The organism is Pseudomonas sp. EA_65y_Pfl2_P78 (genome assembly GCF_963970495.1).
Lineage (GTDB): Bacteria > Pseudomonadota > Gammaproteobacteria > Pseudomonadales > Pseudomonadaceae > Aquipseudomonas > Aquipseudomonas baetica_A.
On record NZ_CAXAON010000002.1, the window covers coordinates 1 to 14,358 of the forward strand.

12 protein-coding genes and 1 pseudogene are annotated in these 14,358 nt (G+C 60.4%); 11 read left to right on the top strand and 2 right to left on the bottom strand.

The features are described 5' to 3' along the window. The coding region (locus AACY02_RS01815; RefSeq protein WP_339430504.1) for a contractile injection system protein, VgrG/Pvc8 family at positions 1 to 398 on the bottom strand (398 nt) is incomplete at its 3' end. A gap of 132 nt (positions 399 to 530) precedes the next feature. Beyond that, complete coding sequence (locus AACY02_RS01820; RefSeq protein WP_007919523.1) at positions 531 to 1,046, bottom strand: Hcp family type VI secretion system effector; 516 nt, start codon at positions 1,044 to 1,046, stop codon at positions 531 to 533. Positions 1,047 to 1,568: 522 nt separating this feature from the next. Here AACY02_RS01820 and AACY02_RS01825 point away from each other — a divergent pair. The 11 genes and pseudogenes from AACY02_RS01825 to AACY02_RS01875 all read left to right on the top strand — a co-directional run bounded on the left by AACY02_RS01825 (position 1,569) and on the right by AACY02_RS01875 (position 14,345). Beyond that, a complete protein-coding gene (locus tag AACY02_RS01825; RefSeq protein ID WP_339430505.1) occupies positions 1,569 to 3,191 on the top strand; it encodes a methyl-accepting chemotaxis protein in 1,623 nt (540 codons plus the stop codon). Next, positions 3,191 to 3,727, top strand: a complete 537-nt coding sequence (locus tag AACY02_RS01830) for a chemotaxis protein CheW (RefSeq protein WP_339430506.1) — start codon at positions 3,191 to 3,193, stop codon at positions 3,725 to 3,727. Before AACY02_RS01825 ends, AACY02_RS01830 begins: the two co-directional genes overlap by 1 nt. Then, a complete protein-coding gene (locus AACY02_RS01835; RefSeq protein ID WP_339430507.1) occupies positions 3,724 to 4,998 on the top strand; it encodes a CheR family methyltransferase in 1,275 nt (424 codons plus the stop codon). The genes AACY02_RS01830 and AACY02_RS01835 overlap by 4 nt, the downstream gene beginning before the upstream one ends. Then, the gene (locus AACY02_RS01840; RefSeq protein WP_339430508.1) at positions 4,995 to 5,678 is read left to right on the top strand and encodes a chemotaxis protein CheW; all 684 of its coding nucleotides are present in this window, start codon (positions 4,995 to 4,997) and stop codon (positions 5,676 to 5,678) included. The genes AACY02_RS01835 and AACY02_RS01840 overlap by 4 nt, the downstream gene beginning before the upstream one ends. Then, positions 5,675 to 7,963 carry a hybrid sensor histidine kinase/response regulator gene (locus tag AACY02_RS01845; RefSeq protein WP_339430509.1) on the top strand — a complete coding sequence of 763 codons (2,289 nt, stop codon included), beginning with the start codon at positions 5,675 to 5,677 and terminating at the stop codon, positions 7,961 to 7,963. Before AACY02_RS01840 ends, AACY02_RS01845 begins: the two co-directional genes overlap by 4 nt. After that, the gene (locus tag AACY02_RS01850) at positions 7,960 to 8,970 is read left to right on the top strand and encodes a chemotaxis response regulator protein-glutamate methylesterase (protein WP_339430510.1); all 1,011 of its coding nucleotides are present in this window, start codon (positions 7,960 to 7,962) and stop codon (positions 8,968 to 8,970) included. Before AACY02_RS01845 ends, AACY02_RS01850 begins: the two co-directional genes overlap by 4 nt. Before the next feature lie 48 nt (positions 8,971 to 9,018). Beyond that, positions 9,019 to 10,069, top strand: a pseudogene (locus AACY02_RS01855) (diguanylate cyclase domain-containing protein). 156 nt (positions 10,070 to 10,225) lie between these two features. Then, positions 10,226 to 11,321 (top strand): peptide chain release factor 2 gene (prfB, locus tag AACY02_RS01860; protein ID WP_339430512.1). Its coding sequence is split into 2 segments (ribosomal slippage): positions 10,226 to 10,297 and positions 10,299 to 11,321, totalling 1,095 coding nucleotides; the frame shifts between segments, so codons are not numbered across the junction. A 71-nt stretch (positions 11,322 to 11,392) separates the two neighbouring features. Beyond that, entirely contained in the window at positions 11,393 to 12,895 is a 1,503-nt protein-coding gene (gene lysS / locus AACY02_RS01865) for a lysine--tRNA ligase (protein WP_339430513.1), read from the top strand. Between the two features lie 105 nt (positions 12,896 to 13,000). Further along, positions 13,001 to 13,714: a TetR/AcrR family transcriptional regulator gene (locus AACY02_RS01870; protein ID WP_221733987.1), complete on the top strand. Its 714-nt coding sequence runs from the start codon at positions 13,001 to 13,003 to the stop codon at positions 13,712 to 13,714. Positions 13,715 to 13,790: 76 nt separating this feature from the next. Further along, positions 13,791 to 14,345: a hypothetical protein gene (locus AACY02_RS01875; protein WP_339430514.1), complete on the top strand. Its 555-nt coding sequence runs from the start codon at positions 13,791 to 13,793 to the stop codon at positions 14,343 to 14,345. The last annotated feature ends 13 nt before the right edge of the window (positions 14,346 to 14,358 follow it).

Sequence of the window (14,358 nt, forward strand, 5' to 3'; positions counted from 1 at the left end):
GCGTAGGCATTGCTTTGAATGCCGTGCTCTTCCAGCACTTGACCGATGATTTTCGGCACGCTGAGGTTCTGGAAGATGCGCTGGTTGACGCGGTGCGCCAGGTACGACAGTTGCGGGCGCAGGGTCAGCGAATAGCGAGTCAGGCGTTTGCCGGAATCACCCTGGGCGGCGCGGTAGATCTGGCCGTGGATGCCGCTGCCGTCGGGCGACAACTGCAGGAAGGCCGGTTTGTGCAGCAGGGTCTCGAGGTCCAGCGACGGTTTTTCACTGACCAGCTCCACCTCGAAGACAAAGGGCTGGCTGATGGCTTCTCGGCCGGTGAGGGTAAACACCTGAAAATCGGCGGAGAGCCCTTCGATGGTCAGGGCAAAGTGGGTTTCATTGGCCGGCGCGAACATCCCTTGTTCCTCGTGCTGTACAGCGGCGCTCGTCGACGGCCGCAAAAGCGGGTCAACGTACGCGAAATTCTGGAGGGGCGTAAACAACATCGACCAGCAGAGCTGGCCGATGCTTGTAACGATCAGCCGTAATTAAACGACTGGAGCACGCCAGTCATCGGAACCCGAAGTACCGGATACTTCGTGGGTCCAGGTGATTTTGCGGTAGGTGAACTGCACTTCTTCCAGGTGGGTGAAGTGCGAGTTGCCTGGATCCTGGCAGTTGTGCATTTTGTTGTTGATGGCGACGATGATCGCGTCTTCCAGTTTGGTGGTGTAGTAGTGCTCTTGAGTACCTTGAGCCGAAGTACGGAACCACTGGATAACGATTTCGCTCATGCGCTCGCCGGAAGTCAGAGCGGCTTGCAGCAGAGGCGAAGCCTTGTCGTAGACCTTGGTGATCACAACTGGCTTGTGAACGCGCTGACCGGTTGGCTGACCGGATTGCGGGTCACGCGGGATGATCACGTCGTGGCTGAACGCCTGAACCATGACCTGGTCTTCGTGACCTTCCTGGTAGGTGTTGCCAACGGAGTCGGCAGTGAAGGCGCCGGCAGTGATCAGGCCTTGTTTTTCGCCGGTAACCGACATGTACGCTGGTGTTGCCATGGGATGCTCTCCTTGCGGATAAATTTAAGGTGCCCGGGAGGCGAAATCGCCCGGTGGGTGCCGAAGACATATCAAGTAGCGTGCCAGGTTTTGCGAAGTGCCCGGGAGCCGGGGGTGAGGCTGCACCTGATCGGGTTTTTGACTGTTTTTCGTGCGGATTTGAGGTCTGAAGTGCGCAAGAAGTTGCGCAGTACTGCGCAACTTCTTGCGCACTCGTCTGTACAGAACGGATTACGTGGGCTGTAGGGATGTGTCCACACGGTTATCCACATTTGAGTGCGCAAGAAGTTGCGCACAATGGCGTGTGGCCACTATTGGTGGGGGTTGCTAAAAAATGGCCAATCCATCATTCATTTTTGCCATTACGCCACTGGTGCGTCGCCTTGGGATTGTCAGACAGTCGCACGCCAAAGCCTTGCGATAAGCCGTTGCGCAAGGCGTGAGGGTGAAAAAGCGTCTTATAAATGAAACAGCGCCCTCGGCTATACTCCCCGCATTTCGACTTAGGCACGAGGACTCACTGTGAAGAACTGGACGTTGCGCCAACGCATTTTGGCGAGCTTTGCGGTGATTATCGCCATCATGTTGCTGATGGTCGTCGTCTCGTATTCACGGCTTTTGAAGATTGAGGCTGGCGAACAGAGCGTGCGTGATGACGCGGTGCCGGGTGTGTATTTCAGCTCGATGATTCGCAGTGCCTGGGTAGACAATTACCTGCAAACCCAGGAATTGCTGGGCCTTAAAAAAGGCTTGGGAATCAGTTCCGAGGACGCCGCAGACTTCAAGGCCTTCGAAGCACGGCTCGAAGAGCAGGTGGGCAACTATCAAAACACCATCACTACCGAGCAGGACAAAGCCGAGTTCAGCTTGTTCAAGCAGGACATCCTGAACTACAACAAGATTCAGGCTCAGGTGCTCGATCTGCACCAGCGCAATCTCGATGATGACGCGACGAAGTTGTTCAACGAACAACTGACGCCAGCGTGGATGGCTGGTCGCATGAAACTCAACGACATCATTCGCGAGAACAAGTCGGTGGCCGATCAGGCCATGGACAACATTGACAGCGCAGTGGAAGCGGCCAAGATCAGCATGTTCATCTCGTTGCTGGTGGCCATTCTCGCGGCTGGCGCCTGCGGCCTGCTGCTGATGCGGGCGATCATGGCACCGATGAACCGCATCGTGGAAATCCTCGAAATCATGCGTACCGGCGACTTGAGCAGCCGCCTGGACCTTGCCCGCAAAGACGAGTTCGGCGCGGTGGAAACCGGCTTCAACGACATGATGGCTGAGCTGACCTCGCTGGTGTCGCAAGCGCAGCGTTCATCGGTGCAGGTGACCACTTCGGTGACCGAAATCGCCGCCACTTCCAAGCAACAGCAAGCCACCGCCACCGAAACCGCGGCCACCACCACCGAAATTGGCGCGACCTCGCGGGAAATTGCGGCGACGTCCCGCGATCTGGTACGCACCATGACCGAAGTGTCCACCGCTGCCGATCAGGCCTCGGTGCTCGCCGGCTCCGGCCAGCAGGGCCTGGCGCGCATGGAAGACACCATGCATTCGGTGATGGGCGCAGCCGATCTGGTCAACGCCAAACTGGCGATCCTCAACGAGAAGGCCGGCAACATCAATCAGGTGGTGGTGACCATCGTCAAGGTCGCCGACCAGACCAACCTGCTGTCGCTCAACGCGGCGATCGAAGCCGAGAAGGCCGGTGAATACGGCCGTGGTTTTGCCGTGGTTGCCACTGAAGTGCGGCGTCTGGCGGATCAGACGGCGGTCGCCACTTACGACATTGAACAAATGGTGCGCGAGATCCAGTCGGCGGTGTCGGCGGGCGTAATGGGCATGGACAAGTTCTCCGAAGAAGTGCGTCGTGGCATGTTCGAAGTGCAGCAGGTCGGTGAGCAACTGTCGCAGATCATCCATCAAGTGCAGGCGCTGGCGCCGCGGGTGTTGATGGTCAACGAAGGCATGCAGGCCCAGGCCACGGGCGCCGAGCAGATCAATCACGCGCTGGTGCAGTTGGGCGATGCCAGCAGCCAGACCGTCGAATCGCTGCGTCAGGCCAGTTTCGCCATCGATGAACTGAGCCAGGTGGCCGTCGGGCTGCGCAGCGGCGTTTCGCGATTCAAAGTCTGATGAGCGAAATCAGCGCCAAACGCAGTGCCGCACCCGTGGCGAAGCAGGCGTTATTCCTGCTGTTTCGCATTGGCAATGAGCGCTACGCCTTGCGTGCCACCGAAGTGGCGGAAGTGCTGCCGCGCTTGCCGTTGAAACCGATTGCCCGGGCGCCACAGTGGGTCGCCGGGGTGTTCGCGTATCGCGGCGCGGTGGTGCCAGTGATTGATCTCAGCGCGCTGACTTTTGGTCAACCCGCCGAGGCACGCACCAGTACGCGGTTGGTGTTGGTTCACTATCGCCGGGGCGCGTCGCAGCCGGCGCAATGGCTTGGGCTGATTCTCGAGCAGGCGACAGACACGCTGCGCTGTTATCCAGAGGATTTTCAACCCTACGGCCTCGACAATCGCGAGGCGCCGTACCTCGGCCCGGTGCGCGAAGATGCGCAGGGGCTGGTGCAATGGGTGCGGGTCAGTGACTTGCTCGATGATGGCGTGCGCGCCTTGCTGTTCCCCAATCCGCCGCTGGACCCGATGCAGCTTGAGGCGCAGTCATGAGCAGCGACCAGCGCTTTTTCGACTTCCTCAAAGAACGCATCGGCCTTGATGTCACCTCTGTGGGGCCGGCGATCATCGAGCGAGCCGTCCGTCAGCGCACCACGCTTTCACAAGCGGCGAACGCCGAAGAATATTGGCAACTGCTGCAAGGTTCGCGCGATGAACAGCAGGCGCTGATCGAAGCGGTCATCGTCCCCGAAACCTGGTTTTTCCGTTATCCGGAGTCGTTCGCCACCCTCGGCAAACTGGCGCGCAATCGTCTTGGCGAACTGAACAACATGCGCGCGCTGCGCATCCTCAGTCTGCCGTGTTCCACCGGCGAAGAGCCTTATTCGATTGCCATGGCCTTGCTCGACGCCGGGCTCAGGCCGCATCAGTTCAAGGTCGATGGCATGGACGTCAGCCCGATCTCGGTGGAAAAGGCGCGGCGCGCGTTGTATGGCAAGAACTCGTTTCGTGGCCAGGATCTGGACTTCCGCGAGCGGCATTTCACGCCTGAGCAGGACGGCCATCGGGTCAACGAAAACGTGCGCGAGCAAGTGCGTTTGCAGGTCGGCAATGTGCTCGATCCGGCACTGTTGGCCAGTGAGCCTGTCTTCGATTTCGTGTTCTGCCGCAACCTGCTGATCTACTTCGATCAGCCGACCCAGAAGCAAGTCTTTGAAGTGCTCAAGCGCCTGACTCATGTCGATGGCGTGCTCTTTATCGGCCCGGCGGAGGGCAGTCTGCTTGGACGGTTAGGCATGCGTTCGATCGGTATTCCCCAGTCGTTTGCGTTCAGCCGCCACAGTGAGCCGGCCCCGGAACCGTTGCCGATCCCCAAGCCCATTCCGTTGCCCGTCAGTCAGCCGCTACGCAGCACACCCCCCACACCGCCCGCGCGCAACCGGCCGTTTACCGCCGTGACGGCACTGCCGACTACCTGCAAAAGCGCCAACCCGGATGCTGCGACGTTGCTCGCCCACATTGCCGCCCTGGCCAACGAAGGCAAAAGCGCCGAGGCCCGCGCCGCGTGCGAGCAGTATTTGCGTAGCCACGAACCGGTGGCGCAAGCCTTCTACTGGCTCGGCCTGCTCAGCGATGTCGCAGGCAGTGCCCTTGAAGCCCAGGGTTTTTACCGCAAGGCGTTGTACCTCGAACCGCAACATCCCGAAGCGTTGATGCACCTGGCCGCGTTGCTGCAAGCCCAAGGTGACAGCGCCGGTGCCAGACGATTACAGGAGCGCGCCGCCCGCAGCGCACGCACCGCCGACAGTGAGCGCAAACGATGATCCCGTCCGACACCTTGAACGTCACACATGAAGATGCCCGGGCCATCGACGATTGCTGGAACCGCATCGGCATTCACGGCGACAAGTCCTGTGCGCTGCTGGAAGAACACATCCATTGCCGCAATTGCTCGGTGTATTCCGCCGCCGCCACGCGCCTGCTCGACCGCTATGCGTTGCAGCAGGACGAGCGTGACCCGGTGGCTACAGCAGTCGAAACCGATTTGAAAACCCGTTCTCTGCTGATGTTTCGTATTGGCGAAGAATGGCTGGGGCTGGCGACGCGCAGCCTCGTAGAGGTGGCGCCGATGCAGGCGATTCACTCGCTGCCGCATCAACGCTCGCGGGCCTTGCTTGGCGTGGCCAATGTGCGCGGCGCGCTGGTGGCGTGTCTGTCGATGGTTGAGCTGCTGGATCTGGATGGCAATGTTGCACCGGCCAATGGCGGGCGAGTCATGCCGCGCATGCTGATCATCGCTGCCCATGGTGGACCGGTGGTGGTGCCGGTGGATGAAGTTGATGGCATCCATGCGATTGACGAGCGCATTCTCGATGCCGCATCGCGATCCGGCGCTCAGGCCAGTGCCAAGTACACCCGGGGTGTTCTGCCATTTCGGGGGCGCAGCCTGCGTTGGCTGGATGAAGAACAGCTGCTGTCCGCCGTGACCCGGAGCCTCACATGACCCCCGAGCAAATGCGCGACGCCTCATTGCTGGAGCTGTTCAGCCTTGAAGCTGAGGCCCAGACCCAAGTCCTGAGCGCGGGGCTTTTGGCACTGGAGCGCAACCCGACCCAGGCCGATCAACTGGAATCGTGCATGCGCGCGGCGCACTCGCTCAAAGGCGCGGCGCGGATCGTCGGTATCGACAGCGGCGTCAGCGTTGCGCATGTGATGGAGGATTGTCTGGTCAGTGCGCAGGAAGGGCGGTTGTTGCTGCGCCCGGAGCACATCGACGCGTTGTTGCAGGGCACCGATTTGCTGATGCGCGTCGCCGTGCCGGCCAGCGCGCCGCAACCGGCAGACATTGAAGCTTACGTCGCGCTGATGGCGCGCCTGCTCGATCCGTCAGCCCCGCCAGCATCGGTCGCTGCGCCGCTGATGGCCGAGTTGCAGCTTGAAGCGCCGCCAGCGGTTCAGCCGACGCCGGTGCCTGCTATAGAAGCTTCTGTTGAGTCGCCCGAGCCGCCACCGAACAAGAGCAAACGCACCACCGAAGGTGGCGAGCGCGTGTTGCGCGTCACCGCCGAACGTCTGAACAGCCTGCTCGATCTGTCAAGTAAATCGCTGGTGGAAACCCAGCGACTCAAGCCGCATCTGGCGACCATGCAGCGCCTCAAGCGCATGCAGAACAACGGTCTGCGCGCATTGGAAAACCTCAACGTCCACCTCAAGGAACATGCGCTGAGCCTTGAAGCTCTGGAAGCGTTGGAAGATGCGCGGCGTTTGCTCGCCGAATCCCAGCAAATGCTGATCGAGAAAAATGCCGAACTCGATGAATTCGCCTGGCAGGCCAGCCAGCGCGCGCAAGTGCTCTACGACACTGCATTGGCCTGCCGCATGCGGCCCTTCGCAGACGTGCTCAGCGGTCAGGTGCGCATGGTGCGTGATCTGGGCCGCACTCTCGGCAAGCAGGTGCGACTGGAGATCGAAGGCGAGAAAACCCAGGTTGATCGCGATGTGCTGGAGAAGCTCGAAGCCCCGCTTACCCATTTGCTGCGCAACGCGGTCGATCACGGCATCGAAACGCCGGAGCAACGTTTGCTCCAGGGCAAACCCGCCGAAGGCCTGATCCGCCTGCGCGCCTCGCATCAAGCGGGATTGCTGGTGCTGGAATTGAGCGATGACGGTAACGGCGTCGATCTGGAAAAGGTTCGGCGTAGCATTGTCGAGCGCCAGTTGTCCCCCGCCGAAACAGCGGCGCAGTTGAGCGAAGAGGAGTTGCTGACCTTCCTGTTCCTGCCTGGTTTCAGCCTGCGCGATACGGTCACTGAAGTGTCTGGCCGTGGCGTCGGCCTTGATGCCGTTCAGCACATGGTCCGTCAGTTGCGTGGCGCGGTGGTGCTGGAACAGACGGCGGGCGAGGGCAGTCGCTTCCATCTTGAAGTGCCGTTGACCTTGTCAGTGGTGCGCAGTCTGGTGGTGGAAGTCGGCGAAGAGGCCTACGCCTTTCCGCTGGCCCACATCGAGCGCATGTGCGATCTGGCCCCCGAAGACATCGTGCAGGTCGAAGGTCGCCAGCATTTCTGGCACGAGGGCCGGCATGTCGGGCTGGTGGCTGCCAGCCAGTTGTTGCAGCGCCCGGCCAGTCAGAGCAGCGGTGAGGCCCTGAAAGTCGTGGTGATCCGCGAGCGCGATGCGATCTATGGAGTGGCGGTCGAGCGCTTCATTGGCGAGCGCACGTTGGTGGTCTTGCCACTGGACGAGCGTCTGGGCAAAGTGCAGGACATTTCCGCCGGCGCCTTGCTCGATGACGGCTCAGTGGTGCTGATTGTCGACGTCGAAGACATGCTGCGTTCGGTGGACAAACTGCTCAATACCGGGCGCCTTGAGCGCATCGCCCGCCACGGTAATCAAGCGGTGGAAGCGGCGCGCAAACGAGTGCTGGTGGTCGACGACTCGCTGACGGTACGCGAGCTACAGCGCAAACTGCTGCTCAACCGTGGCTACGACGTCGCTGTGGCGGTGGACGGCATGGACGGTTGGAACGCGTTGCGTTCAGAGGACTTCGATTTGCTGATCACCGACATCGACATGCCGCGCATGGACGGCATCGAACTGGTCACGCTGTTGCGCCGCGATAACCGGCTGCAATCGCTGCCGGTGATGGTCGTGTCGTACAAGGATCGCGAAGAAGACCGGCGCCGTGGACTGGACGCCGGCGCCGACTATTATTTAGCCAAAGCCAGTTTTCATGACGACGCCCTGCTCGACGCAGTGGTCGAGCTCATCGGAGGAGCGCGGGCATGAAGATTGCTATCGTCAATGATATGCCGCTGGCGGTGGAGGCCCTGCGCCGGGCGCTGGCCTTCGAGCCGGCGCATCAGGTGGTCTGGGTCGCGTACAACGGCGCCGAAGCGGTGCGCCTGTGCGCCGAAAATACCCCGGATCTGATTCTGATGGATCTGATCATGCCGGTGATGGACGGCGTCGAAGCCACCCGACGGATCATGGCCGAGAGCCCGTGCGCCATTGTCATCGTCACGGTTGACCGGCAACAGAACGTGCACCGGGTCTTCGAAGCCATGGGCCACGGCGCGCTGGACGTGGTCGACACCCCGGCCCTCGGCGCCGGCAATGCACAGGAAGCGGCGGCGCCATTGCTGCGCAAGATCCTCAATATCGGCTGGCTGATCGGTGAGAAAACCCCTCGCTCGCGCCCCGTGCCGACTCCCCAGCGCAGCACGGCGTCGTGCCAGCGACTGGTAGCAATCGGTTCGTCGGCGGGCGGGCCGGCGGCGCTGGAAGTGCTGCTCAAGGGCTTGCCGCGTGATTTTTCGGCGGCCATCGTGCTGGTGCAGCACGTTGACCAGGTGTTCGCCGCCGGCATGGCCGAGTGGCTGGCCAGCGCCAGTGGTCTGGATGTGCGCCTGGCCCGCGAAGGCGAGCCACCGCAAGCCGGCGTGGTGCTGCTGGCCGGCACCAATCACCATATTCGATTACTGAAGAACGGCACGCTGGCCTACACCGCCGAGCCGGTCAACGAGATTTACCGACCCTCGATCGACGTGTTTTTCGAGAGCGTCGCCAGTTACTGGAATGGTGATGCAGTCGGGGTTTTATTGACCGGGATGGGACGTGATGGGGCTCAAGGGCTTAAGCTCATGCGCCAACAAGGTTACTTGACCATCGCGCAGGATCAGCAAAGCAGTGCGGTCTATGGCATGCCCAAGGCCGCTGCGGCCATTGATGCAGCCGTTGAAATCCGCTCACTGGAAAAGATAGCGCCACGATTGCTGGAGATTTTCCCCAAATGAACAGATTTTTCCGCAATCCTGGCCCCCGCCGTACTCAGGTGACCGCCCATGAATGACTTACAGATCGATGACATCAAAACCGACGAAAACGCCGCCATGGTGTTGTTGGTGGACGATCAGGCGATGATCGGCGAGGCCGTGCGTCGTGGGCTGTCGAATGAAGAAAACATCGACTTCCACTTCTGCTCTGACCCGCATCAAGCCATCGCACAAGCGGTGCGGATCAAACCAACGGTGATCCTGCAGGACCTGGTCATGCCAGGCCTCGATGGTCTGAGCCTGGTGCGCGAATACCGTAATCACCCGGCGACCAAGGACATTCCGATCATCGTTCTGTCGACCAAGGAAGACCCGCTGATCAAAAGCGCGGCGTTTTCGGCCGGCGCCAACGACTATCTGGTGAAACTGCCGGACACCATCGAATTGGTCGCGCGCATCCGTTATCACTCGCGTTCCTACATGACCTTGCTGCAACGGGACGCGGCGTACCGTGCGCTGCGGGTCAGCCAGCAGCAGTTGCTCGACACCAACCTGGTGCTGCAACGCCTGATGAACTCCGATGGCCTGACCGGGCTGTCCAACCGTCGACACTTCGATGAGTATCTGGAACTGGAATGGCGACGTTCCCTGCGTGATCAGAGCCAACTGTCGTTGCTGATGATCGACGTCGATTACTTCAAGTCCTATAACGACACGTTTGGTCATGTCGAAGGCGATGAGGCGCTGCGCAAGGTTGCCACGGCGATCCGCGACGCCAGCGCCCGGCCGTCGGACCTGCCGGCGCGTTACGGGGGGGAGGAATTTGTCTTGGTGCTGCCGAACACCTCGCCGGGCGGCGCGCGACTGATGGCGGAGAAGCTGCGCCAGACCGTGGCCGCGCTGAAAATTCCACATATTGCACCGAGCGAAGGTGCGAGCCTGACCATCAGTATCGGTTTGGCGACGATGGTGCCTGAGTCGGGTAGCGATTGCCGGTTGCTGATTTCGGCGGCGGATCGCGGTTTGTACCTGGCCAAGAACAATGGGCGCAATCAGGTCGGCATTGAGTAGTCCACTGTCCCCTGTGGGAGCGGGCTTGCTCGCGAAGGCGACGGCATAGCCAGCAGTAGGGTTGGCTGACCCACCGCATTCGCGAGCAAGCCCGCTCCTGCATTTGCAATACGTCGCCCCAACAGCCGCCAGACGGGCTGCCGTGACAGCGTGATTACGTTATACTCGCCGGCTTTCAAAAGTTCGCCAACGAGTGCTGCCCGTCATGGAAATCAACCCGATCCTGAACACCATCAAGGACCTGTCCGAGCGCTCCGAAACTATTCGGGGGTATCTTTGACTACGATCAAAAGCATGAGCGTCTGACCGAGGTCAATCGCGAGCTTGAAGATCCGAGTGTCTGGAACAAACCTGAATACGCCCAGGAGCTGGGCCGCGAGCGCGCTGCGCTGGCGCAGATCGTCGATACCCTCGACGAACTGAACGGCGGTCTGGCCGATTGCCGCGACCTGCTGGACATGGCTGTCGAAGAAAACGACGAAGGCGCAGTGGGCGATGTTGTCGCCGAGCTGGCCCGTCTCGAGGACAACCTCGCCAAGCTCGAATTTCGCCGCATGTTCAGCCACGAGATGGACCCGAACAACGCCTACCTGGACATCCAGGCCGGTTCCGGCGGCACCGAAGCCCAGGACTGGGCCAACATCCTGCTGCGCATGTACCTGCGCTGGGCTGACAAACGCGGTTTCGACGCGACCATCATGGAACTGTCGGCCGGTGAAGTCGCCGGGATCAAAGGCGCGACCGTGCACATCAAGGGCGAATACGCCTTTGGCTGGCTGCGTACCGAAATCGGCGTACACCGTCTGGTGCGCAAGAGCCCGTTCGACTCCGGCAACCGTCGCCACACTTCGTTCTCGGCGGTTTTCGTCTCGCCAGAGATCGACGACAAGGTGGAAATCGAAATCAACCCGGCAGACCTGCGGATCGACACCTATCGTTCCTCCGGTGCCGGTGGTCAGCACGTAAACACCACCGACTCGGCCGTACGTATTACGCACGTACCGACCAACACCGTGGTCAGTTGCCAGAACGAACGTTCCCAGCACGCCAACAAGGACACCGCCATGAAAATGCTGCGGGCCAAGTTGTACGAGCAGGAAATGCAGAAACGCAACGCAGCGTCCCAGGCGCTGGAGGACACCAAGTCCGATATCGGCTGGGGTCACCAGATCCGCTCCTACGTTCTCGATGCTTCGCGCATCAAGGACCTGCGGACCAACATCGAACGCAGCGACTGCGACAAGGTGCTCGATGGCGACATCGACGACTACCTGGAAGCCAGCCTGAAATCGGGGCTGTAAAGCCGTCAGCCCGACCTTAAGTCCCCCGTCAATGGCGGGGGCAACGAACCTGTGATGGAAAATTTAAAGACATGAGCGACCAACAACTCGATCCGCAAGCCCTGCAACAGGAAGAAAACTCCCTGATCGCCCTGCGCAAGGAAAAGCTTGCTGCCGAGCGCGCCAAGGGCAATGCCTTCCCCAACGACTTCCGCCGCGAAAACTACTGCGAAGAACTGCAGAAGCAATACGCGGACAAGACCAAGGAAGAGCTGGCAGAGGCTGCAATCCCGGTCAAGGTTGCCGGTCGTATCATGCTCAACCGTGGCTCGTTCATGGTGATCCAGGACATGACCGGTCGCATTCAGGTCTACGTCAACCGCAAGACGCTGTCCGAAGAAACCCTGGCCGCGGTGAAAACCTGGGACATGGGCGACATCATTGCCGCTGTTGGCACCCTGGCCCGTTCCGGCAAGGGTGACCTGTACGTTGAAATGACCGACGTGCGCCTGCTGACCAAGTCGCTGCGCCCGTTGCCGGACAAGCACCACGGCCTGACCGACACCGAACAACGCTACCGTCAGCGTTACGTTGACCTGATCGTCAACGAAGACGTGCGCCAGACCTTCCGCGTACGTTCGCAAGTGATCGCGCACATCCGCAGCTTCCTGATGAAGCGCGACTTCCTGGAAGTCGAAACGCCGATGCTGCAGACCATTCCTGGCGGCGCTGCGGCCAAGCCGTTCGAAACCCACCACAACGCGCTGGACATGGAAATGTTCCTGCGTATCGCCCCGGAGCTGTACCTCAAGCGTCTGGTGGTTGGCGGTTTTGAAAAGGTCTTCGAGATCAACCGCAACTTCCGTAACGAAGGCGTTTCGACGCGTCACAACCCGGAATTCACCATGTTGGAGTTCTACCAGGCGTACGCCGACTACGAAGACAACATGGACCTGACCGAAGAACTGTTCCGCGAACTGGCGCAACTGGTGCTGGGCAGCACTGACGTGCCGTACGGTGAAAAGGTGTTCCACTTCGGCGAACCGTTCGTCCGTCTGTCGGTATTCGACTCGATCCTCAAGTACAACCCTGAGCTGAGCGCCGATGACCTGAACGACATCGACAAGGCGCGCGCCATTGCCAAGAAGGCCGGCGCCAAGGTGCTGGGCTTCGAAGGTCTGGGCAAGCTGCAGGTGATGATTTTCGAAGAACTGGTCGAGCACAAACTCGAGCAGCCGCACTTCATCACTCAGTACCCGTTCGAAGTGTCGCCGCTGGCCCGTCGCAACGACGACAACCCGAACGTCACCGACCGTTTCGAGCTGTTCATCGGCGGCCGTGAAATCGCCAACGCCTACTCCGAGTTGAACGACGCCGAAGACCAGGCCGAGCGCTTCATGGCGCAGGTGGCCGACAAGGACGCCGGCGACGACGAAGCCATGCATTACGACGCCGACTTCGTTCGTGCGCTCGAGTACGGCATGCCGCCAACGGCCGGTGAAGGGATCGGCATCGATCGTCTGGTGATGTTGCTGACCAACTCGCCGTCGATTCGCGATGTGATCCTGTTCCCGCACATGCGACCGCAAGCGTAAACGTTTCAGTTAAAAAGCCGCCTAAAACAGGCGGCTTTTTATTGCCCGTCTGGTACAAATGTATCAATTGGTTACTTTTGAAATAGCAGAGGAAGTGCTGTCGTGATGGTTGCAATCGCTCAAGAAGGTGCAGCGGGTATCGCCACTGCGGTCGCTGAAAGTGTTCAGTACCAGGGCCGCAAGGCCAGCCGACAGGGCAGTGAACAGCGTCGACAGGTCATTCTCGACGCGGCGATGCGCATTGTCGTGCGTGATGGCGTGCGTGCCGTGCGCCACCGTGCGGTAGCGGCCGAGGCCGGTGTGCCGCTGTCGGCCACCACGTATTACTTCAAGGACATCGATGACCTGCTCACCGATACCTTCGCCCAATACGTCGAACGCAGCGCGGCCTATATGGCCAAATTGTGGGTCAACAACGAAGGTCTGCTGCGTGAGATGGTCGTCAGTGGCGATGGCAGCCCGGAGTCGCGTTCTCAACTGGCCGACAATATTGCGCGGCTGATGACCGATTATGTCCATCGGCAACTGGTCAACCGTCGCGAGCATTTGATGGCCGAGCAGGCGTTCCGTCAGGAAGCCTTGCTGAACCCGCGCCTGGCCATCCTGGTGCGATCCCATCAGCAGATTTTGCTGCAGGGTACCTGCCAGTTGTTTCAGGTCCTGGGCTCGCGGGAACCGCAGCAGGATGCCAAGGTGTTGACGGCGATTATCGGACGGATGGAATATCAGGGCCTGCTCAACGAAGCCGAGCCTTTGGCCGAGCAGGAGATGCTCGACATACTGACGCGGTATATGCATTTGGTGCTGGCGTCGGTGTAACCCTCTGAGGCAATCATAATTCCCACGGGGGAGTGTGGCGATCTTCAGGGCCGTGATTGTTCATAGGGAGTATTGAATGAAAGCCTGGCGTGGTGTGCTGATCGCCTTGTCGTTGCTGTTGCTCAGTGGCTGTCTGGTGACTTTCAAGGCGCCTCTGGCCAGCAGTGACCCGGCGCCCAAGGGCTTGCTCGGCAAATGGTCGAGCACCAATGCCTGGGGCGAGCCGATGAGCCTTGTGCTGACGCGCGTCGGCAGCAACCGTTATCAAGCCGTCACTTGGTTGAAAGCCAAGCCCCGTGAGCGCGAAGCCTATCCTTTCACGGTGTCCCGTCATGGCAATCGCTGGTATCTGTCAGCGAAAGTACCGGCGCGGTTCGGCGGCCACTACACCATCGCCGGGTTCGAACTCACCGACAAACACGAACTGGTGGTCTACAGCCTCGATCTCGAGCAGATCAACCAAGCGATCAAAGAAAAAGCCCTCGACGGACAGGCCTTCCAGACCGACGATGGCGACGGCGCGCAAGTCGATAGCCCACTCGACAAGGTCTTTGCTTACCTCGACGATCCGGCCAATTCCGATGTGTTCGTCGAGGCTGCGCGCTATCAGCGCCAGCGCGCGGGCAAATAATTCAGTACGTCAC